The organism is Sphingobium amiense, from assembly GCF_003967075.1.
In the GTDB taxonomy this organism is placed as follows: Bacteria; Pseudomonadota; Alphaproteobacteria; order Sphingomonadales; family Sphingomonadaceae; genus Sphingobium; species Sphingobium amiense.
On record NZ_AP018664.1, the window covers coordinates 1,425,720 to 1,448,526 of the forward strand.

Below are 22,807 nucleotides of genomic sequence, written 5' to 3' on the forward strand. Positions count from 1 at the left end.
GAGCAAATCATGAATGGCAAACCCCTCCGAGGCCCCCGGTCGGACGGTGCGGCGACCCGCGCGCGCATATTGGAAAGCGCTGGCACATTGTTCGCGTCGCAGGGGCTGGCCTCTACCACGAGCAAGGCGATCGCCGCGAAGGCGGAAGTCGACCTTGCCTCGATCAACTATCATTTCGGCAATCGCGATGGCCTCTACCGGGCCGTGCTGGTCGAGGCGCATCGACGGTTTGTACGGCTTGAGGAACTCGAGCGGATATCTGCAAGCCAGGTGATGCCCGAAGAAAAGCTTGGCACGCTGCTCGATGCCATCGTCGGCCGCCTCGCCGGGCCCTCGCATTGGAGTACTGCCGTGCTGGTTCGGGAACTTGCGGCGCCGTCCGCGCATTTTGCCGTCCTGCGCGACGAGGAAGCGCCGCCCAAGCTTCGCGTCGCGCTGCGGATATTGAGCGACGTGAGCGGGATACCCATCGGCGCGCCGGAACTGCTCTGCTGCCTGATCAGCGTGGCCGCGCCATGCGCCATGCTGCTGATCGCCGGCGATAACCTGCCCGCACCGGGCAGGGACATATTGCGGATCGATCGCCGGGCGCTGGCGGACCATTTGCATCGTTTCGCGCTCGCGGGCCTGAACGCTGCCGGGCAGGACTATCGCGCGCGCCATGAGGAAGACAATGCCCAATTGCCAGCCTGACATTCATCCGCGCCAATCCGGGCGGACAGCCGCATTTGTCTTTGGCTTCGTCTTCCTTCTGAAGGCAGTTCTTCGTCGGCTATGGCGAGAATCTGTTCGACTATGACCGCAATGCGACACGCCTCAGGATCGGCGTGGTATTGGCGCGGTAGCCTTGGCGTCCTAGCCTCGTGTAAGGCTATAAAGCACCGAGAGCCGACAAGTAGGCACTGGATTGCCCAAAAATGCGATCTTGGCCCCTTTGGGGACTTTCCGTGAAATGCTAACCTGACATTGCGTTGTGGTCTCCCCGCGCTGCCCGACGGGTCAGCGATCCATGCACTATTTCAATCAGAATGCTTCTGGCCGAGTGTGGCGCCCTTTTGCACCCTGTGGTCGCTGCATCGTCCGATCATCTCAGAGTTATCGGAAGAGGAGGGGGAAGGGAGAAAGCGCAAGCCGTGGAGAGATCGCTGCCGGTAGCTCCATTTCCCCAATCGCGCCTCTGGAGTCAGCAGACGGTCAGATTGGATGTTACCATGCCTGACCTGCTCGCGTTCTCCGACCTGAAGGCGAAGGGCATTCCTTTCACCCGGCAGCATGTAGCACGCCTGATCAAGCAAGGGCGGTTTCCCGCGCCGATAAAGTTGGGCGTCGGGACAAACCGCTGGATATCGTCCGAAATCGACGACTGGATCGATCTGCGTAAAGCCGATCGCGACGCATTATTGAAAGCGCGTGAGGCACGCGCCTAGGACCGCAGGGGCAATTCGCCCATCGCCAACGGTGTAGAACAGCCTCTGGCTGAACTCCGCGCGTTATCTGAACACGCGAATCGCCCGTACCCGCGGTGCATCCATGCGGGTGCCAGTCATGTCGTGACGGGATGCGGCCCCCGGGCATCAGCTGTGCCGGCACTTTTTTGAACATCCTGGAGCCGCGCATCACATGGAATCTGTAGCGCAGTTTGTAGCGCAAAACGCAAAAAGAGAAAATCACCTTGCGGCGATTTCCTTGCATACTATTGATTTCACTAGAGAATTTGGTGGACGCACTTGGGCTCGAACCAAGGACCCGCTGATTAAGAGTCAGCTGCTCTACCAACTGAGCTATGCGTCCATCGGCCGGGGCAGGAACCGCCGGCGAGGTCGGGCTGTTAGCAGGCGGCTTGTGCTTTGCAAACAGAAAATCGCGGGTGCAGGGAATTTTCCGGGTTTGCCCGCGTCACGCCCAGTGGCCGGGATTGGCCCTGCGTCTGCCTGACCGGTCGATCGCCATGATGACGCCGACGCACAGCATCACCGTCAGCATCGAGGAGCCGCCATAGGACATGAAGGGCAGGGGAATGCCGACCACCGGCGCCAGCCCCATGACCATCATCAGGTTGATGGCGACGTAGAAGAAAATCGTGGTGGTGAGGCCTGCCGCCGCCAGCCGCGCGAACTTGTCCTGCGTGCGCACCGCCACCTGTATGCCCCAGCGGAACAGCAGGAGGAAGGCGAGGATCATCAGCGTGCCGCCGACCAGCCCCCATTCCTCCGCCATGGTGGCGAAGACGAAATCGGTGTGGCCCTCAGGCAGATAGTCGAGATGGCTCTGCGTCCCCTGCAGGAAGCCCTTGCCCCAGAAACCGCCCGACCCGATGGCGATCTTCGACTGGCTGATATGATAGCCCGCGCCCAGCGGATCGCTTTCGGGATCGAGGAAGATGAGGACGCGGTTCTTCTGATAATCGTGAAGAAAGCTGAACGCGATGGGGATGGCGGCAGCGCCCGCCAGACCTGTGCCGATGAACAGCCGGAGCGGCAACCCGGCGAGGAACATGACGGTGACGCCGCCCGCCGCGATCATCGTCGCGGTGCCGAGGTCGGGCTGGATCAGCACCAGCGCCCATGGCACGCCAATCAGCACCAGCGCAGGCCAAATCGCGTTCCACCGGCGTATCTCTCCCACCGGCAGCATGGCGTAGAAGCGGGCGATGGCCAGCACGATGATGGGCTTCATGAATTCGGACGGCTGCAACTGCATGAAGCCAAGGTTGATCCATCGCTGGCTGCCACCCGCGACGCCGCCGATCAGTTCGACGAGAAACAGCGCCGCCAGCACCGCGCCATAAGCGGGAAAAGCGTAACGGGCGAAGACCTGCACGGGCACGCGGCTCAGCACCAGCGCCATGATCGAGAAAATGACGAAGCGCACGCCCTGATTGACGGCCCATGGCCGTATGTGGCCGCCCGCCGCGCTGTAGAGCACGACGGTGCCGAACAAAGCGATCGCGAACAATAGCGCCAGGATACGCCAGGGAAAGTCGGTGACGGGTCTGGGGACGATGCTCATGGCGCGTCCGTCGCGTTGGAGCCGGGCGGGGCGGGCAGGTCGCTGGCTTCAGGATCGGGCGCGGACGCCGGGGCCGCCGACGCGTCGGCAGCGGCGTTGGCCGCCTCGGGCGCAGCGGGTGGAGGCGCTTCGCCCTTCTCGATAGCCTTGGCGAGGCGGAATGCCGCCATCTGCTTCGCTTGCCGCTCTGCGGGCGTTCCGCCCCAGTCCTTTTCCAGCGTTTCCAGCTTTTCCATCGCCTTGGCCGGATCGAACAGATAGGACAGCGTATCGCTCGCGATCATCGGCGCGTCCTCGACCCGGTTGATGTGGCCGCCATGTTCGATGATGCAGGCGATGGCGTAGCGCGGATTGTCGAACGGCGCGAACCCCTGAAACAGGGCATGGTCGCGCAGCTTGAAGGGCAGCCCCGCATTGCCGCGCACGCCGCCGGCGCGCTCCGTCATGGTGATGCGGCGGACCTGCGCGGTGCCGGTCTTGCCCGCGATCATGACGCCGGGGATGGAGCTGCGCGCCGCGCCGCCCGTGCCCCCGCCGTTGACCACAGCGTTCATCGCGTCGCGGATGACGACCAGATGCTCCTCGCTGACGCCGACCGGCTGCGGCGCGGCATGGGGGGCGCCGAACAGGAAGTTGGGCATCAACTGCTTGCCGGTGGCGAGGCGCGCGGCCATCACCGCCATCTGGAGCGGGTTGATGAGCATATAACCCTGCCCGATGGTGGCGTTGACCGTGTCGTAGACCTGCCACTTCTGCTTGTATTTCCGCTCCTTCCACGCCGGGTCCGGCACGGTGCCGTAGCTCTGGCTGGGGAAAGGCAGGTCGAATTTCTGCCCCATGCCCACGCGCCGCGCCATGCTGGCGATGCGGTCCATGCCGATGCGCTGGGCCATCTGGTAGAAATAGATGTCGCAGCTCTGCGCGATTGCGCCGCGCATGTTGAGCGGGCCGTGGCCGCGCCGCTTATGGCAGTGGAACAAGGTGTTGCCGACACGGATCGCGCCGCCACAACTGACCGTCTCGGCCGGCGATATGCCCGCTTCCAGCAGCGCCAGCGCCACCATGGGTTTAACGGTCGATCCGGGCGGATAGAGACCCTGCAACGTCTTGTTACGCAGGGGGACGTGATCGTCCTTCGACAGCATCTCATATTCCAGATGGCTGATGCCGTCGGAAAAGCTGTTGGGGTCGAAGCTGGGCATCGACGCGAGCGCCAGCACGTCGCCGCTATGACAGTCGATCACCACCACCGATCCGCTTTGGGTGGCGAGGCGGCGGCCGGCAAATTCCTGCAGCCCCGCGTCGATGGTCAGCTTGATTGACCGGCCCGGCGAATCCGGCCGGGTGGTGAGTTCACGCATGATCTTGCCGCGCGCCGTCACCTCGACGCGCTTGGCTCCGGGTTTGCCCGTCAACGGGCGGTCGAACGTCTTTTCAAGCCCGTCCTTGCCAACCTTGAACCCCGGCGTGATGAGCAGGGGGTCGCGGCGCGCCTTGTAGTCTTCCGCCGTCGCCGCGCCGACATAGCCCAGCAGATGCCCGACCGCCGCCCCTGCGGGATAGTTGCGGGAAAAACCCTGACTGGGCGCAACGCCGGGCAAGTCGGGCAGGCGCACGCTGATCGCGGCATATTGGTCGTAACTCAGCTTGTCCGCCACCTGCACCGGGCGGAAACCGGCGGATTTCTCCAGCTCCTCGCGGATGCGGTCGACATCGTCCGTTTCCAGCTTCAGCAGTTGCGCGAGCTGCCTGATCGTCGCGTCGGCATCCACCAGCCGCTGCGGGATCAGGTCGACGCGAAAGTCGGTGCGGTTGTTGGCGAGCGGGCGTCCGTTGCGGTCGATGATCCAGCCCCGACGCGGCGGAATGAGCGTCAGGTTGACCCGGTTGCTTTCCGACAGAAGGCTGTATTTCTCATTCTCCGCCACGCTGATCCACGCCATGCGGCCGATCAGGGTCGCGCCGATCAGACCCTGAATGCCGCCGACCACCATCGCCCGGCGGCTGAAGGTCAGGGTCTGCGATGCTTCGGTGAGGGTCTTGCTCTTGAGGCCGGGAAACTTCATGCCATCACGCGCCAGCGGTCGACCCGCGCGCATTGCCGGACGACAAAGGGAAACAGCAATATCGTCCAGATCATCTGGGGGGCGATGAGGGCAAAGCGCACGGAACCTCCGCCAGCGATCCTTGCGAAGAACAGGCCGCCGGAAAGACAGAAGATAACCGCGAGCGTCGCGATAAGCCAGTCCTGCCGATAACCGCGCCACACCATGCGATGTTCGATGGCGTCGATGCCGATCAGGGTGACAGTCCACAGGAACATCGCCGATCCGATCGGCTGCCCGCTCAGCATATCGTCCATCAGGCCCAGCGGCACGCCGATCCACGCCCGCCACAGTTCCGGTCGCAGCAGCCGCCACGACAGCAGGATGAGCAGGCCGAAGGGCGGCATGACCGGCGACTGCGCGACGAGGGGCAGCGCCGTCAGCGCGCTGCCGATCAGGACGGTGAGGATGGGCGTCGCTTCCAGCCGGAAGCGCGACGGGTGCCGTCCGAGCCGTGGCACATGGTGCAGATGCGGGTCGATCATGGCGCGGGCGCGGCGCCGTTCGCGGCATTGTCCTGCGCGGCGACCGGCGTCGCGGCGGGGCCGGGAGGCGTCACCGCCTCCTCGAACACCCGTTCGACCACGACCGCGTCGACGCGCGCCGGATTGGCGAGCGGGACGCCATAGGCGATCTCGCCCTGTGCGCGCACGATGACCGCGACCGGAATATTTGGTTGATAGACGCCCCCGGTTCCCGAAGTCACCAGCAGATCGCCCGGCTTGAACGGGTTGCGCCCGGCCGTCAGCGCCCGGATCTCCAGCGATCCGTCGCCAAGGCCGGTCGAGATGGCGGGGATATTGTCGCTGGCGCGGCGGACGGGCACGATGTTGCTGGTGTCGGTCAGCAGCAGCACGTCGGAGCTGTTGGGCGTAACGCTGTGGACCCGCCCGATCAGTCCTTCCGGCGCGCGCACGGGCATGCCGGTGCGGACACCCTGCCAGCTTCCGGCGTTGAGGCGTGCGAGGCGGCGCGCGCTGGTGGCCGACGACGAAATGAGCCGGGCGGTCAAAAGCTCGCTATTGTCCTCATCCACCAGCTTCAGCAGCTTCTTGAGGCGGATATTTTCCTGCGCGATGGCCTTGGCTTCGATGATGCGGTTGCGGTCCGCCTCGACCTGACGGCGCAGCGTCACATTCTGCGATCCCGCGCGCCAATAGGCGGCCAGAACCTCGTCGATGGAGCTGACACCGCTCACCATGGACTTCATCGCGACGGAGGCGGGGCGCGTGACTTCCGCCGCCGCGATGCGCAGCGCGGAAAAGCCGGTAGGATCGAAGATCGCGACGACCACCAGCAACAGGCCCGCCGCCGCCCCCGCAACCGCCACCACATAGCTGGCGAACAGGCTATATTGCGCCCTGCGGTTGATGCCAGGGCGTCGGCTGGGTGGCCGCGCCATCGCTCAAAGCCCCTCCCGTCAGGCGGTCTGGAGAACGCCCCGGAAGATCGGATCTTCCATCGCGCGGCCGGTGCCGATCGCGACGCAGGTCAACGGATCTTCCGCGATGGTGACGGGCAGGCCGGTTTCGTCGCGCAGCTCGTCGTCCAGCCCCTTGAGCAGCGCGCCGCCGCCGGTCAGCACGATGCCCTGATCGACGATGTCGGCGGCCAGTTCGGGCGCAGTGTTTTCCAGCGCGATGCGCACGCCTTCGACGATGGTGCTGATCGGTTCGGCGAGTGCGTCCGCGATCTGGCCCTGATTGATCGAGATTTCCTTGGGCACACCGTTCACGAGGTCGCGGCCCTTGATATGGATCGTTTCGCCGACGCCGTCCTCGGGCGGCTGGGCGACGCCGAACTGCTTCTTGATCCGTTCGGCGGTGGCTTCGCCGATGAGCAGGTTGTGATGGCGGCGGACGAAGGAGACGATGGCCTCGTCCATCTTGTCGCCGCCCACGCGCACCGACGTGGTGTAGGCAAGGCCGCGCAGCGAGAGCACCGCGACTTCGGTCGTGCCGCCGCCGATGTCGACCACCATGGAACCGATGGGTTCGGTGACGGGCATGTCCGCGCCGATTGCGGCGGCCATAGGTTCCTCGATCAGGAAGACCTGGCTCGCGCCCGCGTTGCTGGCCGCGTCGCGGAGGGCGCGGCGTTCGACGCTGGTGGAGCCGGACGGCACGCAGATCACGATTTCGGGCGCGCGCCACGGGCTATGCTTGCCGCCATGCACCTTGGTGATGAAATGCTTGATCATCTGTTCGGCGACGTCGATGTCGGCGATCACGCCGTCGCGCAGGGGGCGGATGGCTTCGATGGAATCGGGCGTCTTGCCCATCATCAGCTTCGCGTCTTCACCCACGGCCTTCACCCGCTTGACGCCGTTCAGCGTCTCCACTGCGACGACCGACGGTTCGTTGAGAACGATACCGCGCCCGCGCACATAGACCACCGTGTTAGCGGTGCCGAGGTCGATGGCCATATCCTGCGAGGAGAATTTGAAGAGACGCGAAAAAATCGACATGCCTTATCCTGTTTCGCCCGCCGTCCCCTCGCGCGCGTGCCGGGGCGAGGCGGTATGCTGTTCGCTCGTCCGCTCTCCCGGTTCCTTGCCCCTTGCAGCGCAAAAAATATGAGGTTCGCGGCTCGCGGAAAGCGCTCGCTTGGGCTAGTCCCTAATCAATGTCAATACGCCGCCTGCCCGAACATCTGGTCAATCGTATCGCTGCCGGTGAAGTGGTCGAAAGACCCGCCAGCGCGCTCAAGGAAATCGTTGAAAATGCGCTCGATGCCGGGGCGACCCGTATAGCGGTGCGGCTGTCCGGCGGAGGGCTGGACCGCATCGAGGTGAGCGACGACGGATGCGGCATGGATTCGGCTGAAATGGCGCTCGCGCTGGAACGGCATGCCACGTCGAAGCTGCCGGACGACGCCATCGAAAATGTCGCGACGCTGGGCTTCCGGGGCGAGGCGCTGCCTTCCATCGCCAGCGTCGCGCGCCTTTCCATCGACAGCCGCCCGCGCGGCGGGGAGGGCTGGAACCGCACCGTCGACAACGGTCAGCTTGTGGCGGAAGGACCGGCGGCGCTGCCTCCCGGCACGCGTATCACGGTCGACCAACTGTTCGGCAAGGTGCCCGCCCGGCGTAAATTCCTGCGGTCGGCGAAGGCCGAATATGCCGCCTGTCTGGACGTGGTGCGGCGACTTGCGATGGCGCATCCTGCCGTTGCCTTCTCCGTCGAGCATGACGGGCGGCGCGTGCTGGGCGTGCAGGGCGGGGAAGCGCGGGAAGATCGCGTCGCCGCGCTCACCGACCGGCAATTGGCCGACAATCACGTCATCGTCAGCCTTGAGCGGGAAGGGGTGCGCCTGTCGGGCGTCGCATCGCTGCCGACCTACAACCGGGGCGTGGGCGATCATCAATATCTGTTCGTGAACGGGCGGCCCGTGCGCGACCGGCTGCTGATCGGTGCGGTGCGCGGAGCCTATGCCGACATGCTGGCGCGGGACCGGCATCCGGTGGTCGCGCTGTTCCTCGACGTGCCGCCCCATGAGGTCGACGTGAACGTCCATCCCGCGAAGACGGAGGTGCGCTTCCGCGATCCGGCGCTGATGCGCGGCATGATCGTATCGGGCGTCCGGCGCGCGCTCGACGCGGAAGGATTTCGCGCGGTGCAGATGGCGGACCCGGCAGCGCTGGCGGCATGGCGGCCCGAGCCGGTGTCGCCCACCCCCATCGGCGCGATGCCGATCTTCGACGCGGCGGCGCGGCCTGTCAGCTACAACCCGCTGTTTCAGGGCGTCGCGGATCATCGCCCGTCCTTCACTACTCCGCCGCCGCAGGCCCGCGCCGAAACCGCCACCGCGCCCGCGCCCGAAGGCGCCAGCTTCCCGCTGGGCGTCGCGCGCGGGCAGGTAGCGCGCACCTATATTGTGGCGGAAGCCGAGGACGGCCTCGTCATCGTGGATCAGCATGCCGCGCATGAGCGGCTGACGCTGGAGCGGATGCGGCGCGCGATGGAAGGGCAGGGCGTGGCAAGCCAGGCGCTGCTGCTGCCCGAAGTGGTGGAACTGGACGAACCGGCGTGCGACCGGCTGGAGGCGCGCATTGTCGAACTGCGCGATTTCGGGCTGGAACTGGAGCGGTTCGGGCCGTCCGCGATGCTGGTGCGCGCGGCGCCCGCGATGCTGGGCCAGTCGGACGTGCAGGGGCTGGTATCGGACCTTGCCGACGATCTTGCCGCCTATGATACGGCCCTGTCACTGAAGGAGCGGCTCGATCTCGTCGCCGCGACCATGGCCTGCCATGGATCGGTGCGGGCAGGACGGGTGCTGAGCGTCGCCGAAATGAACGCGCTGCTGCGCGAAATGGAAGTGACGCCGCGCTCCGGCCAGTGCAATCATGGCCGCCCGACATGGGTGAAGCTCGGCCATGGCGACATCGAAAAGCTGTTCGGAAGGAAATGACGATGATGGGTCCGCTTCTGATGCTGGCAGCAGCCGCCGCCGCGCCCGACTGCGCGGTCGCCCCCTTTCTGCCGGTGCCCTGGACGAGCTGGACGCAAAGCTGGACGGCGACCGCCGGAACCCAGCCGAACGGCGCGCCTTCGCTGCTGCTGGGCAAGCCCGTCACTGCGACGCTCAGTCCGGCGAATTATCTGCAGTTCGCCGCCGATCCGGGGAAGGACGGCCGGCAGGGCTTCGGCGGCATCTTCACCCTGTCGGTCAGGCAGGCGGCGCGGATCGGGATCGCGCTTTCGGGACCGGCGTGGGTCGATGTGGTGACTGGAACGGCGGTGCAGGCGTCGGTCGATCATGGTCATGGGCCGGACTGCTCGGGCATCCGCAAGATCGTCTGGTTCGACCTTCCCCCCGGCCGCCATGTGGTGCAGATCGCGGGATCGAAGACCCGCGAAATCCGCGTCATGGCCGCCGACGCTCAGGCCAACCAGTAACGCCGGATCAGGCGGGCCGGGTGCGCCACATCGCGATGGGGATCATCGTCAGCACCGGCTCGTCCTGCTGGTTGAAAAGTGTGACCTTGTTGCGGACGATGCCCATTTCCGGGCGGCTCTTCGACGCTTTCTTGTCGATCACCTCGTTGCGTCCGCGCAGCGTGTCGCCGGGGCGCACCGGGCGCAGCCAGCGCAGCTCATCGACGCCCATCGCGCCGAGGCTTGCCGCCTGACGGCCCGGCTCCTTCTGCATCGCGCGAACGAACATCTTCATGAACAGGGCGGTGGTATGCCAGCCACTGACGGAGATGGTGCCGAAATGGGTGGAGGCGGCGGCCTCGTCGGACAGGTGGAAGGGCTGCGGATCGAACTCTGCGGCGAAGGCGACGGCTTCCTCGCGCGTGACCGTGATCGGGCCGAAATCGAAACTGTCGCCGACCGTCAGGTCTTCGAAATAGATGATGTCGTCGGCCACGGCTGCATTCCTTCCTGTTGACGACGCACACCTAGGATCGGTTTCCGTTAACGTCAATGTCAGGCGACGTCGAGGGTCGCCTGACCGCGCGGCACCGTCAGCGTCGCGCGCGTGCTGATTGCGCCGCCGGGCGTGGACACCTGATCCATGACGCGTACTTTCGTGGTCCATGCATCGGGCGTCACTTCGCAGGTGAGATAGCCGCGCTGGTCGTTCAGGAATTTGAGCTGCGGATTGTTGCGGACCATGATGTCGCTGCCCGCGCGCAGGTCCGATCCGTCGCCGCCCGAGGAGATGGAGGTGGACACGAACTCCACCGCCACCGGCTTGCCCTCGCTTTCCAGCAGCCCCGCGAAATTCTGATGCTCGTCGCCGGTCAGCACGACGACATTGTCGAGGCCGCGCATCTTCGCCAGCAGCCGCCTGCGGGGCGCCTCATAGGCTGCCCAGCTATCGAGATTGTATATCTTCTCCTTCTCGTCGGCGGAGCGGCGGCGGTCGAGCGACATCATCATCACCTGCTGCGCGACGCAGTTCCATTTCGTCTGCCGCCGGGTCAGGTTTCGCACCAGCCAGCTTTCCTCCTCGGGCGACATCACCTGCGCCTTCGGGTCGTCGATCCCGGCGCAATGCGTCTTGAATCCGTCATCGCAGGGCTGGTCGGAGCGGAAGGATCGGGTGTCGAGGAAATCGATGGAGAGCAGGTCGCCGAAGCGCGCTTCCCGAAAAGCGTTGGCGATGATGCCGTTGCGGGGCAGCAGGGCGGCGCGCACCGGCATATATTCATACCAGGCCTGCATCCCGGCCTGACGCCGCAGCCGGAACATGTCAGGCGGCGCGTCCTTCCAGTCGAAATCGCTGACCCAGTTATTCTCGACCTCATGATCGTCGAAGGTCGGGAACCATGTATGCCGGGCGCGCGCGGCCTGAAGATCGTAATCGCTCAGATATTGCGCATAACGCAGGCGATAGTCGGTCAGGTCGAAACAGTCCTGCCCGACATGGTGGCGGACCTGGTCCATCGGCAGGCCGTCCTTGTCATAATCGGGCGTGCGCTGCTGATATTCATAGATGAAGTCGCCATAGTGAAAGACGAAGGCAAGGTCATCCTCGCGCGCCAGATGGCGGAAGGCCGTGAAGTAGCCATCCTCATAATTCTGGCATCCCGCCACTCCGAATTTGAGCGTGGAAAGGCTGGCCGCGGGCAAGGGCAGGGTGCGGGCGCGGCCCCGCGTCGACTGGTCGTTCCCGATGGCGAAGCGATACCAGTAGGGGCGGTCGGGTTGCAGTCCCGTCACCTCAACATGAACGCTGTGCCCCAGCTCCGGCCGGGCCGTCGCTTCGCCCGACGCGACAATCGTCTTGAACCGGTCGTCGCCCGCGACTTCCCATTTCACCGGCAGCGGCACCATCGGCATTCCGCCATGTGGCTCCATGGGACGGGGGGCGAGTTTGGTCCAGATCACGAAACCGTCGGGCGCGGGGTCGCCGGACGTGACGCCGAGCGCGAAGGGATAGCCCGCAAACCATGTCTGCGCCCTCAGGATCGCGGGTGCGGCCAGCGTGGGCGCGACGGTGGCGGTGGTCAGTATCTGGCGGCGGGTGAACATCGGGCGACCTTTTTCGGATTCGATGACATGGACCTTAGCCCGCTGCCCTAGTCGCGCAATATGACAGGACAAGGTGCGCCCTAAGCCGCCCATTGGCGTAGCGCGGCCCATGCTTCCGCCTTCTTTTCGCGGGACAGGCTGGCATAGGCGCCGCTGGAGGAGGGGAGGTCGATGAGCGTCAGGCCGGGCCGGTCGCCCAATTGCCTGCGCCCGTGCGCCGCCGCTGTCTTTCCGTTGAACGCGACGGCCCGCAACGCCGGAAGCCGCTCGACGAACCGCCCCAGATCGCGCAGTTCTTCGCCCCGGATGCTGCTGTCGAGGCTGCCTTCGCGTTCCGCGCTCTCGATCACGTCCCACAGGCCCACGCCCCGTGCGCGGAGCCGCTTCAGGCGCATGGCGTAGGGCATGGCGCGCAGGTCTTCCTCCAGCACGCCGCCCAGCAGATGCCAGAAGGCATTGCCCCGATGGGCATAATATTCGCCCTGCCGGATCGACGCTTCCCCCGGCAGGCTGCCGAGGATCAGCAGGCGGGTATCGGCATCGACACTGGGCGGGAAGGCGGCCTTGCGCTGCGCAGGCATCTGGCCGGGCCGCAGCGCCATGATGTCAGACGTTGAACCGGAACAGCATGATGTCGCCGTCCTGCGTCACATAGTCCTTGCCTTCGGACCGCCACTTGCCCGCTTCCTTGGCTCCTGCTTCGCCGTTGAACTGGACATAATCGCCATAGGCCATGGTTTCGGCGCGGATGAAGCCCTTCTCGAAATCGGAGTGGATGGCGCCGGCGGCCTGCGGCGCCTTGCTGCCCTTCGCCACGGTCCAGGCGCGTGCTTCCTTCGGTCCCACGGTGAAGAAGGTGATGAGGCCCAGCAGTTCATAGCCCGCGCGGATGATGCGGGCGAGACCGGCTTCGGAAAGGCCGAGCGCTTCGAGATATTCGGCGCGCTCCTCGACCGGCATGGTGACGAGTTCGGCCTCGATCGCGGCGGACACGATCACCGCCTTCGCGCCTTCCGCCGCCGCTTTCTCGAACACGCGCGCGCTATGGGCATTGCCCTCCGCCGCCGCTTCCTCCTCGACATTGCAGACATAGAGGACGGGCTTGGCGGTCAGAAGCTGGGCCTGCGAGAAGATGCGTTCTTCCTCTACGTCCTTCGGCTGCGTGAGGCGGGCGGGCTTGCCGTCGCGCAGCAGGTCGAGCGCCTGCCCGAGTACGGACGCCGCCGCCTTGGCATCCTTGTCGCCCTGCGCCGCTTTCTTGGCGAAGGCGGGCACGCGCTTTTCGAGGCTTTCGAGATCGGCGAGCATCAGTTCGGTCTCGACCGTCTCGGCGTCGGCGATGGGATCGACCTTGCCCTCGACATGGGTGATGTCATCGTCCTCGAAGCAGCGCAGGACGTGCACGATGGCGTCCACCTCGCGAATGTTGGCGAGGAACTGGTTGCCAAGGCCTTCGCCCTTCGACGCGCCGCGCACGAGGCCCGCAATGTCGACGAAGCTCAACTGCGTCTCTATGATCTTGGCCGATCCGCCGATTTTCGCGATCACCTGAAGCCGCTCGTCAGGCACCGCGACGCGGCCCTCGTTCGGCTCGATGGTGCAGAAGGGATAGTTCGCCGCCTGCGCCGCCTGCGTTTCGGTGAGCGCATTGAACAGGGTGGACTTGCCCACATTGGGAAGGCCGACGATACCGCAACGAAAACCCATCTGATTGCCTTATACGAACGAAAATGACCGGATGCCGCGCCGATAGCGCTTCGCCGCGCGAAAGGCCAGCCTTGGTCATGCAGGTCAGGGCGCGTGCGGTGTAGGACAAAAGGCGCAATTGCATTTCCGCTCCTCCACACGACATGGGGGCGGCACAGGAGCGAACATGACCGATCAGGGCGAAACATGGTGGACCGATGGCGCGGGCAGGCGCTGGAAGAAGCGCCCGCCGCATGAAACCGGCGTTCTCGGGCGCTGCCCGCGCTGCGGAGAGGGGCATATCTTCCGCGGCTTCCTGGCCGTGCGCGACCATTGCGAGGTGTGCGGCCTCGACTACAGCTTCGCCGATCCGGCGGACGGTCCGGCCGTGTTCGTCCAGCTTTTCGCCTGCGTGCCGGGCGTCATCTTCATCCTGATGCTGGAGATATTGGCGCGCCCGCCGCTCTGGGTGCATATCGTCGTCGGCGTACCGGTGCTGCTCCTCACCACCATCCTGCCGCTGCGCCCGATCAAGGGGTGGCTGGTCGCCGCGCAGTTCACCACGCGCGCGCAGGAAGCCGGGACGAGCGCTCTCTGGAAGCAACTCCATGGGGACGGACGGCCCGACTAGCCGCCCTGCCGCTCAGATATCCTGCGCGATGCGGGCGTAAAGCTCCGGGCGGCGATCACGGAAAAAGCCCATGCCCGCGCGATGCGTCTTCGCCTTCGCCAGATCCAGCGTCGCAACCAGCGCGCCATTATCCTTCGCGTCCGCTTCCGCGAGGAAATCGCCCCATTCGTCGCTGATGAAGCTGTGGCCGTAGAATTTCTGGCCGTCTTCCTCCCCGATGCGGTTGGCGGCGATCACGGGCATGCAGTTGCTGACCGCATGGCCAATCATCGCGCGCCGCCACATGCGGCTGGTGTCGAGGTCCGCGTCATAGGGTTCGGAGCCGATGGCGGTCGGGTAAAGGAGCATTTCCGCGCCCATCAGCGCCATGACACGCGCGCTTTCAGGATACCACTGGTCCCAGCAGATGCCGACGCCGATGGTGCCGTAGCGGGTGCTCCACACCCTGAACCCCGTATTGCCGGGGCGGAAATAATATTTCTCCTCATAACCCGGCCCGTCCGGAATATGGCTCTTGCGATAGACGCCCATCACTTCGCCCTCATCGTCGATCATGGCGAGCGAATTATAATAATGATGCCCGTCCCGCTCGAAAAAGCTGGTCGGGATGTAAACGCCCAGTTCCTTCGCCAGCTTGCGCATTTCCTGCACTGCAGGATGGCTGTCGGTCGGCTGGGCGGTGGCGAAGAGCGCCTCGTCCTCCACCCGGCAGAAATACGGCCCTTCGAACAGTTCGGGCGGCAGGATGATCTTCGCACCGCGTATCGCCGCCTTGCGCACATGCCCCGCCACCATGGCGATATTGTCGCCCATATCGTCCGAAAAGGCGAGCTGGAGGGCGGCGACTGTAACCTTGGTCATTCTCGATTCCGGCAATGTCAGAGGGAGGGCATCTGCTGGCTGCAGCAGTGGAAGCTGCCGCCGCCCGACAATATGGCGTCGCTGCGCAGCCCGACAATATCCCGCCCAGGGAAGAAGGGACGCAAGGCGTCGAGCGCCGCCTGGTCGTTGGGCCGGCCATAGACGGGGACGACGACGGCCGCATTGCCGACGTAGAAATTCATGTAGCTGGCCGGGATCGGGTCGCCATCCACCATGACGAGGCCGGGGGAGGGCATGTCCACCACCTCGATCCCGTGCGCCTTCGCGCGGGCGCGGGCGTCGGCGTAGATGGCGGCGTTGGGATCGTCGTCGGCGGTCGCGACGGGCAGCGCCAGTTTCCCCGGCGCGACGAAGCGGGCGAGGTTGTCGACATGGCCGTCCGTATGGTCATTGAGCAGTCCGTCGCCCAGCCACAGCATGTCCGACAGGCCAAGCGACCCGGCAAGCAGCGTCTCGATCTTGCCACGATCCAGATCCGGGTTGCGATTGGGATTGAGCAGGCATTGTTCGGTCGTCACGAACAGGCCCGTGCCATCGGTATCGACCGCCCCGCCTTCGAACACCCAATGCTGGGTCTGCGTGGGAAAGCCGGTGCCTGCGGCAAGCCTCGCCCCAATGTCCTCGTCGCCCGGCATCCGGTATTTGCCGCCCCAGCCGTTAAAGCCGAAATCGACCAAGGCCCGCCCTCCCACGCCGTTCAGCACGGCGATGGGCGCGGTGTCGCGCAGCCAGACGTCGCCCAGATGTGCGACAACGATGTGGACAGCTTCATCGACCATCGCCCGCGCCGCCGCGGCGTCCGCTTCATTGTCCACGACCAGCCGCACCTCCTCGCCCTTGCCCCCGGCGTGGAGCGCATTGGCGAAGGCGGCGATCTGCTGGCGGGCGGCGTCGAACGCGCCCGGCCATTCGTCCGCATTGGTGGGAAAGCCGATCCAGGTCCAGTCGTGCGGCGCCCATTCGGCGGGCATGCGGAATGTCATCGGAACGGCCTTTACACGAGGAAGCAGGGTGCCGCTCCCCCTAGCAGCCGTCCGCCGCAAAGGGGAGCGTCTTTCGCCGCTTATTTGCCTGCGCGATCCTTGTCGCGGATCGCGCGAAATTCGTCACCCGGCATCCAGTTGGGCCAGTCTTTCGTGGTCGCGAGATCGCGGCCGACCGCATAATAGAGTTTCAGGTCGGCGAGCACGCCATTCCAGTCCCAGTTGGGATCATATTCGTCCTTCGGCCCGTGATAGCGTTTTTTGGTATAATCTTCCGCCGCGGCCATGCCCGCCGCCGTGCCGCCCTTCACCAGATCCTCGCCGCCTTCGAAATAGAGCATCGGCAGGCCGTGCTTGGCGAAGCTGAAATGGTCGGAGCGGTAGTAGAAGCCCTTTTCCGGCGTCGGCTCGTCGCTCGCCACGCGGCCCTGCGCTTTCAGCGCGCGGTTGAGATAGGCGTCGAGCTGCGACTTGCCCTTGCCGATGACGACGACATTCTTCGCCAGCCCCGCAACGCTGAGCGCATCCATGTTGACGCCGCCCACCGTCTGACGGAACGGGAAGACCGGATGTTCGCCATAATAAGCGGAACCCAGCAGCCCCGATTCCTCGCCCGTGACGGCCAGAAACACCTGACTGCGGTCGGTCGGCCCGGCCTTCACATTGGCCTGCGCCAGAGCGACCAGCGCGGCGGTGCCGGTGGCGTTGTCCACCGCGCCGTTGCAGATGTCGTCACCGTCGGGCGCAGCCTCGCAATGGCCCAGATGGTCCCAGTGCGCACTGTAGAGCACATATTCGTTCGGGCGCGCCTTGCCGGGCAGCAGGGCCACGACATTCTTGCTCTTATGCTTGCGCAGCGCATTGTCGAACGAGACGTTCGCCTTCACGCCGGTCAGCGGCACAGCCCTGAAGCCCTTGCGCTTGGCTGCCGCCATCTGCTCGTCGAGATTGAGACCTGCGCTGGCGAAGAGGGCGGCGGCCTTGTCCTTCTGCACCCATCCGATCGCGGCGGACTGACCGGCGTTGCCGTCAGCGCTGTCGGCGACCTGCTGTGCGCCGGTCCAGCTCGATTGCACCACGTTCCAGCCATAGGCGGCGGGAACCGTGTCATGGACGATGATCGCGGCCGCGGCGCCTTGTCGCGCGGCTTCCTCATATTTGTAGGTCCAGCGGCCATAATAGGTCATCGCCCGGCCGTTGAACGGGCCGGTCAGACCCTTTGTCTCATAGTCGGGATCATTGACGAGGATGATGACCGTCTTCCCCTTCACGTCCAGCCCGGCATAGTCGTTCCAGCCCTTTTCCGGCGCGTTGATCCCGTAGCCGACGAAGACGACAGGGCTGTCCTTCACCTCGACGCGGGGCTGGGTGGTGCGGTATGTGCCGATCACCATTTCGGGGCCATAGACGGCGCTCACCGCGCCCTTTCCGCCGGTGAAGGTCAGAGGCGACACGTTCTTCGCCGTGATCTCGACCAGCGGCACGTCCTGAAACCAGCTCCCCTTGTTGCCCGGCTTGAGGCCGAGCTTGCGGAACTCCGCCGCGAGGAGGGCCAGCGTCTTTTCCTCGCCCGGCGTGCCGGGCGCGCGACCTTCATAGGCGTCGGACGACAATTCCTTCACCAGCCGCTTCATGGTGTCGATGGACGGCGCGACGGCGTTCCTTGCGGCCGCGCTTCTGGCCGGAGCGGCCTGAGCGGCGAAAATCGGGGAAAGGGCGAGGATGGCGGCAATCGCCGCGATGGAACTGCGCATGGGTGGCACCTCTGTTTTACGAATGGGCAGGTGATGCCACTGGCCGGAACCGCAAGCAAGATTGTTGCGCGCAACAAAAAGGGCGGCTCCCTTCCGGGGCCGCCCTTTTTTATCTCGTGGGTCCGAAGACTTAGCGCGAATAGAATTCGACGACGAGGTTCGGTTCCATCTTCACCGGGTAGGGCACTTCGTCCAGCGTCGGCACGCGGACATAGGTGACCTTCGCGGTGCCGTCCGGCGACACATAGTCGGGGATGTCGCGCTCGGGCAGGCTCTGCGCTTCGAGAACCAGCGCCATTTCCTGCGCCTTCTTGCCCAGCGTGATTTCGTCGCCCGGCTTCACGAGGCGCGAGGCAATGTTGCACTTCACGCCGTTCACATAGATGTGGCCGTGGCTGACGATCTGACGGGCCGACCAGATGGTAGGCGCGAACTTGGCGCGGTAGACGACCGCGTCCAGACGACGCTCCAGCAGGCCGATGAGGTTCTGGCCGGTGTCGCCCTTCATGCGGGCGGCCTCGACATAGTTCTTCTTGAACTGCTTTTCGGTGATGTCGCCGTAATAGCCCTTCAGCTTCTGCTTGGCGCGAAGCTGGATGCCATAGTCGGACATCTTGCCCTTGCGGCGCTGGCCGTGCTGGCCGGGGCCATATTCACGCTTGTTCACCGGGCTTTTCGGACGACCCCAGATGTTTTCGCCCATCCGGCGGTCGAGCTTGTACTTGGCGCTGGAGCGCTTCGACATAAAATTTTCCTCAATTGCTTCTAACGTTGGTTCCGGTCTCGCCTGTATCCCGTATTTCAGGGGCAGGGCCGCCGCTTCACCGGAGTGCGGAGCCAATTGCGAAGGCGCGCCTATGAAGAGGGCGGGCGGCGCTGTCAACCCCTCGACAGCGGCGGGCGAGCGGCCTAGCAACGCCCGCATGAACCCCGACAGCTACTCCACCATGGCGCAGGTGCGCGCAGGCGTCGACAATCTCGACCGCCAGATCGTCGCCCTGCTGGCCCAGCGCTTCGCCCATATGCGCGCCGCCGCGCGGATCAAGAGCGATCGCGGTGCGGTGCGCGACGAAGCGCGCAAGGCGGAAGTGATCGCGAACGCCCGCGCCGAAGCGGAAGCCGCGGGCCTGCCGGGCGAGATGATCGCGGACCTGTGGGATCATCTGGTCGAACTGTCCATCGCCTATGAAATGGACGAGTTCGACCGCACCCGCAGCTAACGCTCGCGCGGGTGGCCGAGCGACGACAGCACGCCGCGCAGCGTGCGCACTTCCAGATGGTTCCAGCCCGGCTTGGTCAGCAGGTTGCGCAGCGTCCGCCTGGTCGCGGGCGCGCGGTCGGGCGGGAAGAAATAGCCCGTGCTCTCCAACAGCGCCTCGAACTGGACGATCATGCCTTCCAACTCTTCCTGTGGCGCAGGTTCGCCAAGGTCGGTGACGGTTGGCTGGACGAGGCTCGCCTGCTTCGACCATTCATAGGCGCACAGGATCACCGCCTGCGCGAGGTTGAGCGAACCGAAATCGGGATTGATCGGCACCGTCAGGATCTTGCGGGCGAGCGCGACATCCTCGGTTTCAAGGCCCGACCGCTCCGGCCCGAAGACATAGGCGCTGCGGCCCTGAACAGTGTGAACTTCGCGCGCGGCCTCCTCCGGCGTCACCACCGGCTTGGTGACGCCCCGCTTGCGCACCGTGGTTGCATAGACATGCGCGCAGTCCGCCACCGCATCGGCCAGCGTATCGAAGACCTGCGCGCCGTCGAGCACGATGTCCGCGCCCGCAGCCGCCGGGCCTGCATCGGGATTGGGCCAGCCGTCGCGCGGCGACACCAGCCGCATCTCCGTCAGCCCGAAATTCAGCATCGCCCGCGCCGCCTTGCCGATATTCTCGCCCAGTTGCGGGCGGACGAGCACAATGACGGGGTAGGGCGCCGTCCCCTCACTCACGCGCGACCTCCTGCACGGTCCCCGCGAACTCCTCGAAATCCTTGGCGTCGGTGAAGTCCTTGTAGACGCTGGCGAAGCGGATGTAGGCGACGCTGTCGAGGCGTTTCAGCCCCTCCATCACCATTTCGCCTATGGAGCGGGCGGGGACTTCGCTTTCGCCGCTGGTTTCGAGCTGGCGCTGGATGCCGGAGATCAGCTTTTCGAGGCGGCTGGGGTCGATGGGACGCTTGCGGCAGGCGATGCCGATGGAGCGGGCGAGCTTGTCGCGGTCGAACGCTTCCTTCCGTCCCTCGCTCTTCACCACCCAGATGTCGCGAAGCTGGATGCGCTCGAACGTGGTGAAGCGCGCGCCGCACGCTTCGCACTGGCGGCGGCGGCGGATGGCGGCGCCATCCTCCGTCGGCCGGCTGTCCTTGACCTGGCTGTCTTCGTGGGAACAGAAGGGGCAGCGCATTTACGTCATTCTCCGTTCGTTTCGAGCGACGTCGGGAAACCCTGGCGTGAGACCCGTTTCTCGACAAGCTCGAAACGAACGGCTCTCTTCGACCTCAGTAGATCGGGAAGCGCGCGGTCAGCGCCAGCACCTTCTCGCGCACATGCGCTTCGACCTGGCCGTCGCCTTCGTCGCCGTTGCGCTTGAGCCCTTCCACCACTTCGGCGATCAGGCGGCCGATCTCGCGGAACTCCTCCTCGCCGAAACCGCGCGTCGTGCCCGCAGGCGTGCCGAGGCGAACGCCCGAGGTGACGAAGGGGCTGGCCGTGTCGAACGGCACATTATTCTTGTTGCAGGTGATATAGGCGCGGTCGAGCGCCTTTTCCGCCGCCTTGCCGGTCGTGCTCTTGGGCCGCAGGTCAACCAGCATCAGGTGATTGTCCGTGCCGCCCGACACGATGGAAAGACCGGCATCCGCCAGGGTCGCCGCCAGCGCGCGCGCGTTGGCGACGATCTGATGGGCATAGGCCTTGAACTCGGGCGCCAGCGCTTCCTTGAAGGCGACGGCCTTCGCCGCGATGATGTGCATCAACGGTCCGCCCTGAAGGCCGGGGAAGATCGCGCTGTTGAGCTTCTTGGCGATCGCTTCGTCGTTGGACAGGATGATGCCCGAGCGGGGGCCGCGCAGCGACTTGTGCGTGGTGGTCGTTGTGACATGCGCGTGCGGCACCGGCGAGGGGTGCGCACCGCCCGCGACGAGGCCGGAGAAATGCGACATATCGGCGAGCAGGTAGGCGCCCACCTCGTCCGCGATTTCGCGGAAGCGCTGGAAATCCCATACGCGCGAATAGGCGGTGCCGCCGCAGATGATGAGCTTGGGCCTGCTCTCCCGCGCGATGCGGGCGACTTCGTCCATGTCGATCAGGTGGTCGTCCTCACGCACACCATAGGCGACCGGGTTGAACCACTTGCCGCTCATATTGACCGGCGACCCGTGCGTCAGGTGTCCGCCCGACGAGAGGTCGAGGCCCATGAAGGTGTCGCCGGGCTGGAGCAGCGCCAGGAACACCGCCTGATTCATCTGGCTGCCGCTATTGGGCTGGACGTTGGCGAAGTTGGCGCCGAACAGGGTCTTGGCGCGCTCGATGGCCAGCGTTTCGACCACATCGGCATATTCGCAGCCGCCATAATAGCGCTTGCCCGGATAACCTTCGGCATATTTGTTGGTGAATATGGAGCCTGCCGCTTCCAGCACTGCCTTGGAAGCGATGTTTTCGGACGCGATCAGTTCGATCTTGTCCTGCTGGCGCTTGAGTTCCTTGCCGATCGCGTCGAAGATTTCCGGGTCCGCGCTGGCGAGATTTTCGCTGAAGAAGCCGTCCTGACGGATGGCGGGCGAGAGAGTGTCGGTGCTCATCGAAATGTCCTTTCAGAGCGCGGGATGAGAGAGCTTGTCGACGCGCGGGCCGTGGCGGCCGCCGCCGAAATCGGTGGTCAGGAAAGTAGTGACGCAGGCTTTCGCCATGTCGATGCCGGTCAGGCGCGCGCCCATGGCGATCACGTTCGCGTCATTATGCTCGCGCGAGAGCGCGGCGGAAAGCGGTTCGCCGACCAGGGCGCAGCGGCAGGCGGGATTGCGATTAACCGCGATGGAAATGCCGATGCCCGATCCGCACAGAGCGATGCCCCGCTCCGCCGCGCCCGAAGCGACCGCTGTCGCCAGCTTGTAACCATAATCGGGATAATCGACGCGGTCGGCGGTTTCCGGTCCCAGATCGTCGACCTCATGCCCCTCGCCGCGCAGCCACGCCGCGAGTTCGGCCTTCAGGTCGACGGCGGCATGGTCGGAAGCAATGGCGATGCGCATGGATACCTCGCGACAGGTGATTCGGGGTGCTCGGCGCCTATCTAGTGTCGCGGCGCGCTTTTGGCCACGATGTCTTGCGCGGGATGCGTAAAGCAGCGCTTGCCGCGCCGAAGACTGCGCCTGGCCCCTTGGCCTTCCCGCTGCAATCGCGCATAGGGGCGGCCATCATGAGCGACATCATCCTGTCCATATTGATGCTGGCGGGCGTCATCCTGACGGGCGGCGGCGTCTACGCCATCGTCAGGCGCAAGGACCGCAAGCGCGGCGTGCTGATGATCGTGGCGGGCCTTGTCATGTTCGGCAATGTCGCGATCAGCGCCGTGCCGGGGCGCGACCTGCCGGTGCTGGAGGAACGCCCTTAAAGCACGTCGCCGAACATGAACCAGATGAGGGCAAGCCAGGCGACAAGCCCTACGGCGCCGAGGATCACGCCCGACCGGGCGCGGATCGCGGACCAGAGGCCACCCTGTTCGTCTTCGGCTTCGGCATCATGCTGCATCCCCATCGCCTAGCGGCAGCGGAGGGCAGG

The 22,807-nt window shown here is 65.2% G+C and carries 24 protein-coding genes, 1 tRNA gene and 2 pseudogenes; 8 read left to right on the top strand and 19 right to left on the bottom strand.

Translation table 11 applies throughout. The features are described from left to right. Positions 1–9 precede the first annotated feature (9 nt). The 3 genes and pseudogenes from SAMIE_RS06835 to SAMIE_RS06845 all read left to right on the top strand — a co-directional run bounded on the left by SAMIE_RS06835 (position 10) and on the right by SAMIE_RS06845 (position 1,427). Positions 10–693, top strand: a complete 684-nt coding sequence (locus SAMIE_RS06835; RefSeq protein ID WP_013846808.1) for a TetR/AcrR family transcriptional regulator — start codon at positions 10–12, stop codon at positions 691–693. 77 nt (positions 694–770) lie between these two features. Beyond that, positions 771–845, top strand: a pseudogene (locus SAMIE_RS06840) (phospholipase A); the annotation flags it as partial. 366 nt (positions 846–1,211) lie between these two features. Further along, a complete protein-coding gene (locus SAMIE_RS06845) occupies positions 1,212–1,427 on the top strand; it encodes a helix-turn-helix transcriptional regulator (RefSeq protein ID WP_013846807.1) in 216 nt (71 codons plus the stop codon). Positions 1,428–1,715: 288 nt separating this feature from the next. Here SAMIE_RS06845 and SAMIE_RS06850 read toward each other — a convergent pair. The 6 genes from SAMIE_RS06850 to SAMIE_RS06875 all read right to left on the bottom strand — a co-directional run bounded on the left by SAMIE_RS06850 (position 1,716) and on the right by SAMIE_RS06875 (position 7,581). Continuing rightward, positions 1,716–1,791: transfer RNA gene (locus SAMIE_RS06850), tRNA-Lys, on the bottom strand. A 105-nt stretch (positions 1,792–1,896) separates the two neighbouring features. Continuing rightward, positions 1,897–3,009 (bottom strand): rod shape-determining protein RodA, encoded by a 1,113-nt coding sequence (rodA, locus tag SAMIE_RS06855; RefSeq protein ID WP_066700887.1) that lies wholly within the window; start codon positions 3,007–3,009, stop codon positions 1,897–1,899. Continuing rightward, positions 3,006–5,075, bottom strand: a complete 2,070-nt coding sequence (gene mrdA / locus SAMIE_RS06860; protein ID WP_066700933.1) for a penicillin-binding protein 2 — start codon at positions 5,073–5,075, stop codon at positions 3,006–3,008. Before mrdA ends, rodA begins: the two co-directional genes overlap by 4 nt. Further along, positions 5,072–5,599: a rod shape-determining protein MreD gene (gene mreD / locus SAMIE_RS06865; protein ID WP_066700888.1), complete on the bottom strand. Its 528-nt coding sequence runs from the start codon at positions 5,597–5,599 to the stop codon at positions 5,072–5,074. The genes mrdA and mreD overlap by 4 nt, the downstream gene beginning before the upstream one ends. Continuing rightward, positions 5,596–6,516 carry a rod shape-determining protein MreC gene (gene mreC / locus SAMIE_RS06870; protein WP_066700889.1) on the bottom strand — a complete coding sequence of 307 codons (921 nt, stop codon included), beginning with the start codon at positions 6,514–6,516 and terminating at the stop codon, positions 5,596–5,598. The genes mreD and mreC overlap by 4 nt, the downstream gene beginning before the upstream one ends. Before the next feature lie 18 nt (positions 6,517–6,534). After that, positions 6,535–7,581 carry a rod shape-determining protein gene (locus tag SAMIE_RS06875; RefSeq protein ID WP_126516765.1) on the bottom strand — a complete coding sequence of 349 codons (1,047 nt, stop codon included), beginning with the start codon at positions 7,579–7,581 and terminating at the stop codon, positions 6,535–6,537. 158 nt (positions 7,582–7,739) lie between these two features. Between SAMIE_RS06875 and mutL the strand changes: the two genes are divergently transcribed. Both mutL and SAMIE_RS06885 read left to right on the top strand, forming a co-directional pair. Next, positions 7,740–9,524 (top strand): DNA mismatch repair endonuclease MutL, encoded by a 1,785-nt coding sequence (mutL, locus tag SAMIE_RS06880; RefSeq protein WP_066700890.1) that lies wholly within the window; start codon positions 7,740–7,742, stop codon positions 9,522–9,524. Positions 9,525–9,526: 2 nt separating this feature from the next. Continuing rightward, on the top strand, positions 9,527–10,012 hold the full coding sequence (locus SAMIE_RS06885; RefSeq protein WP_232037392.1) for a hypothetical protein: 486 nt from the start codon (positions 9,527–9,529) through the stop codon (positions 10,010–10,012). Between the two features lie 7 nt (positions 10,013–10,019). On the opposite strand, the gene SAMIE_RS06890 is transcribed toward SAMIE_RS06885, so the two are convergent. The 4 genes from SAMIE_RS06890 to ychF all read right to left on the bottom strand — a co-directional run bounded on the left by SAMIE_RS06890 (position 10,020) and on the right by ychF (position 13,804). Further along, entirely contained in the window at positions 10,020–10,658 is a 639-nt protein-coding gene (locus SAMIE_RS06890; protein WP_083952501.1) for a MaoC family dehydratase, read from the bottom strand. Beyond that, the gene (locus SAMIE_RS06895; protein ID WP_066700893.1) at positions 10,547–12,097 is read right to left on the bottom strand and encodes an alkaline phosphatase D family protein; all 1,551 of its coding nucleotides are present in this window, start codon (positions 12,095–12,097) and stop codon (positions 10,547–10,549) included. The genes SAMIE_RS06890 and SAMIE_RS06895 overlap by 112 nt, the downstream gene beginning before the upstream one ends. A gap of 80 nt (positions 12,098–12,177) precedes the next feature. Beyond that, the gene (locus SAMIE_RS06900; protein WP_066700894.1) at positions 12,178–12,699 is read right to left on the bottom strand and encodes a DNA-deoxyinosine glycosylase; all 522 of its coding nucleotides are present in this window, start codon (positions 12,697–12,699) and stop codon (positions 12,178–12,180) included. Positions 12,700–12,703: 4 nt separating this feature from the next. Continuing rightward, positions 12,704–13,804 carry a redox-regulated ATPase YchF gene (gene ychF / locus SAMIE_RS06905; RefSeq protein ID WP_066700895.1) on the bottom strand — a complete coding sequence of 367 codons (1,101 nt, stop codon included), beginning with the start codon at positions 13,802–13,804 and terminating at the stop codon, positions 12,704–12,706. Positions 13,805–13,970: 166 nt separating this feature from the next. On the opposite strand from ychF, the gene SAMIE_RS06910 reads away from it, so the two are divergent. Then, positions 13,971–14,414 carry a DUF983 domain-containing protein gene (locus tag SAMIE_RS06910; protein WP_066700896.1) on the top strand — a complete coding sequence of 148 codons (444 nt, stop codon included), beginning with the start codon at positions 13,971–13,973 and terminating at the stop codon, positions 14,412–14,414. 12 nt (positions 14,415–14,426) lie between these two features. Here SAMIE_RS06910 and aguB read toward each other — a convergent pair whose 3' ends face one another. The 4 genes from aguB to rpsD form a co-directional block, all read right to left on the bottom strand. Further along, a complete protein-coding gene (aguB, locus tag SAMIE_RS06915; protein ID WP_066700897.1) occupies positions 14,427–15,275 on the bottom strand; it encodes an N-carbamoylputrescine amidase in 849 nt (282 codons plus the stop codon). Between the two features lie 17 nt (positions 15,276–15,292). Continuing rightward, positions 15,293–16,279, bottom strand: coding sequence for an agmatine deiminase family protein (locus tag SAMIE_RS06920; RefSeq protein WP_066700898.1), 987 nt, complete (start codon positions 16,277–16,279; stop codon positions 15,293–15,295). A gap of 80 nt (positions 16,280–16,359) precedes the next feature. Beyond that, the gene (locus tag SAMIE_RS06925) at positions 16,360–18,033 is read right to left on the bottom strand and encodes a M28 family peptidase (protein ID WP_066700899.1); all 1,674 of its coding nucleotides are present in this window, start codon (positions 18,031–18,033) and stop codon (positions 16,360–16,362) included. 130 nt (positions 18,034–18,163) lie between these two features. Next, positions 18,164–18,778 (bottom strand): 30S ribosomal protein S4, encoded by a 615-nt coding sequence (gene rpsD / locus SAMIE_RS06930; protein WP_066700900.1) that lies wholly within the window; start codon positions 18,776–18,778, stop codon positions 18,164–18,166. A gap of 178 nt (positions 18,779–18,956) precedes the next feature. On the opposite strand from rpsD, the gene SAMIE_RS06935 reads away from it, so the two are divergent. Further along, on the top strand, positions 18,957–19,253 hold the full coding sequence (locus tag SAMIE_RS06935) for a chorismate mutase (RefSeq protein ID WP_066700934.1): 297 nt from the start codon (positions 18,957–18,959) through the stop codon (positions 19,251–19,253). On the opposite strand, the pseudogene SAMIE_RS06940 reads toward SAMIE_RS06935, so the two are convergent. The 4 genes and pseudogenes from SAMIE_RS06940 to rpiB all read right to left on the bottom strand — a co-directional run. Further along, positions 19,250–19,963: pseudogene (locus SAMIE_RS06940) on the bottom strand (RNA methyltransferase); the annotation flags it as partial. The gene SAMIE_RS06935 and the pseudogene SAMIE_RS06940 sit on opposite strands and share 4 nt — an antisense overlap. Before the next feature lie 7 nt (positions 19,964–19,970). Then, on the bottom strand, positions 19,971–20,432 hold the full coding sequence (gene nrdR, locus SAMIE_RS06945; RefSeq protein WP_066700902.1) for a transcriptional regulator NrdR: 462 nt from the start codon (positions 20,430–20,432) through the stop codon (positions 19,971–19,973). A 94-nt stretch (positions 20,433–20,526) separates the two neighbouring features. Beyond that, positions 20,527–21,828: a serine hydroxymethyltransferase gene (glyA, locus tag SAMIE_RS06950; protein WP_066700903.1), complete on the bottom strand. Its 1,302-nt coding sequence runs from the start codon at positions 21,826–21,828 to the stop codon at positions 20,527–20,529. 12 nt (positions 21,829–21,840) lie between these two features. Further along, on the bottom strand, positions 21,841–22,278 hold the full coding sequence (rpiB, locus tag SAMIE_RS06955) for a ribose 5-phosphate isomerase B (RefSeq protein ID WP_066700904.1): 438 nt from the start codon (positions 22,276–22,278) through the stop codon (positions 21,841–21,843). A 167-nt stretch (positions 22,279–22,445) separates the two neighbouring features. Between rpiB and SAMIE_RS06960 the strand changes: the two genes are divergently transcribed. Continuing rightward, positions 22,446–22,640: a hypothetical protein gene (locus SAMIE_RS06960; protein WP_066700935.1), complete on the top strand. Its 195-nt coding sequence runs from the start codon at positions 22,446–22,448 to the stop codon at positions 22,638–22,640. Here SAMIE_RS06960 and SAMIE_RS23320 read toward each other — a convergent pair. Next, positions 22,637–22,777, bottom strand: coding sequence for a hypothetical protein (locus tag SAMIE_RS23320; protein ID WP_162849039.1), 141 nt, complete (start codon positions 22,775–22,777; stop codon positions 22,637–22,639). The two genes, SAMIE_RS06960 and SAMIE_RS23320, sit on opposite strands and share 4 nt — an antisense overlap. Between the last annotated feature and the right edge of the window lie 30 nt (positions 22,778–22,807).

Excerpts from the sequence above, each read along its gene's own strand:
- rodA (WP_066700887.1), bottom strand. The coding sequence starts at position 3,009 with ATGAGCATCGTCCCCAGACCCGTCACCGACTTTCCCTGGCGTATCCTG.
- glyA (WP_066700903.1), bottom strand. The coding sequence starts at position 21,828 with ATGAGCACCGACACTCTCTCGCCCGCCATCCGTCAGGACGGCTTCTTC.
- SAMIE_RS06890 (WP_083952501.1), bottom strand. The coding sequence starts at position 10,658 with ATGGACCACGAAAGTACGCGTCATGGATCAGGTGTCCACGCCCGGCGG.
- SAMIE_RS06960 (WP_066700935.1), top strand. The coding sequence starts at position 22,446 with ATGAGCGACATCATCCTGTCCATATTGATGCTGGCGGGCGTCATCCTG.
- SAMIE_RS06845 (WP_013846807.1), top strand. The coding sequence starts at position 1,212 with ATGCCTGACCTGCTCGCGTTCTCCGACCTGAAGGCGAAGGGCATTCCT.
- SAMIE_RS06925 (WP_066700899.1), bottom strand. The coding sequence starts at position 18,033 with ATGCGCAGTTCCATCGCGGCGATTGCCGCCATCCTCGCCCTTTCCCCG.
- mutL (WP_066700890.1), top strand. The coding sequence starts at position 7,740 with ATGTCAATACGCCGCCTGCCCGAACATCTGGTCAATCGTATCGCTGCC.
- mreC (WP_066700889.1), bottom strand. The coding sequence starts at position 6,516 with ATGGCGCGGCCACCCAGCCGACGCCCTGGCATCAACCGCAGGGCGCAA.
- SAMIE_RS06895 (WP_066700893.1), bottom strand. The coding sequence starts at position 12,097 with ATGTTCACCCGCCGCCAGATACTGACCACCGCCACCGTCGCGCCCACG.
- nrdR (WP_066700902.1), bottom strand. The coding sequence starts at position 20,432 with ATGCGCTGCCCCTTCTGTTCCCACGAAGACAGCCAGGTCAAGGACAGC.
- rpsD (WP_066700900.1), bottom strand. The coding sequence starts at position 18,778 with ATGTCGAAGCGCTCCAGCGCCAAGTACAAGCTCGACCGCCGGATGGGC.
- aguB (WP_066700897.1), bottom strand. The coding sequence starts at position 15,275 with ATGACCAAGGTTACAGTCGCCGCCCTCCAGCTCGCCTTTTCGGACGAT.
- mreD (WP_066700888.1), bottom strand. The coding sequence starts at position 5,599 with ATGATCGACCCGCATCTGCACCATGTGCCACGGCTCGGACGGCACCCG.
- SAMIE_RS06935 (WP_066700934.1), top strand. The coding sequence starts at position 18,957 with ATGAACCCCGACAGCTACTCCACCATGGCGCAGGTGCGCGCAGGCGTC.
- ychF (WP_066700895.1), bottom strand. The coding sequence starts at position 13,804 with ATGGGTTTTCGTTGCGGTATCGTCGGCCTTCCCAATGTGGGCAAGTCC.
- mrdA (WP_066700933.1), bottom strand. The coding sequence starts at position 5,075 with ATGAAGTTTCCCGGCCTCAAGAGCAAGACCCTCACCGAAGCATCGCAG.
- SAMIE_RS06885 (WP_232037392.1), top strand. The coding sequence starts at position 9,527 with ATGATGGGTCCGCTTCTGATGCTGGCAGCAGCCGCCGCCGCGCCCGAC.
- SAMIE_RS06835 (WP_013846808.1), top strand. The coding sequence starts at position 10 with ATGAATGGCAAACCCCTCCGAGGCCCCCGGTCGGACGGTGCGGCGACC.
- SAMIE_RS06920 (WP_066700898.1), bottom strand. The coding sequence starts at position 16,279 with ATGACATTCCGCATGCCCGCCGAATGGGCGCCGCACGACTGGACCTGG.
- rpiB (WP_066700904.1), bottom strand. The coding sequence starts at position 22,278 with ATGCGCATCGCCATTGCTTCCGACCATGCCGCCGTCGACCTGAAGGCC.
- SAMIE_RS23320 (WP_162849039.1), bottom strand. The coding sequence starts at position 22,777 with ATGCAGCATGATGCCGAAGCCGAAGACGAACAGGGTGGCCTCTGGTCC.
- SAMIE_RS06875 (WP_126516765.1), bottom strand. The coding sequence starts at position 7,581 with ATGTCGATTTTTTCGCGTCTCTTCAAATTCTCCTCGCAGGATATGGCC.
- SAMIE_RS06910 (WP_066700896.1), top strand. The coding sequence starts at position 13,971 with ATGACCGATCAGGGCGAAACATGGTGGACCGATGGCGCGGGCAGGCGC.
- SAMIE_RS06900 (WP_066700894.1), bottom strand. The coding sequence starts at position 12,699 with ATGGCGCTGCGGCCCGGCCAGATGCCTGCGCAGCGCAAGGCCGCCTTC.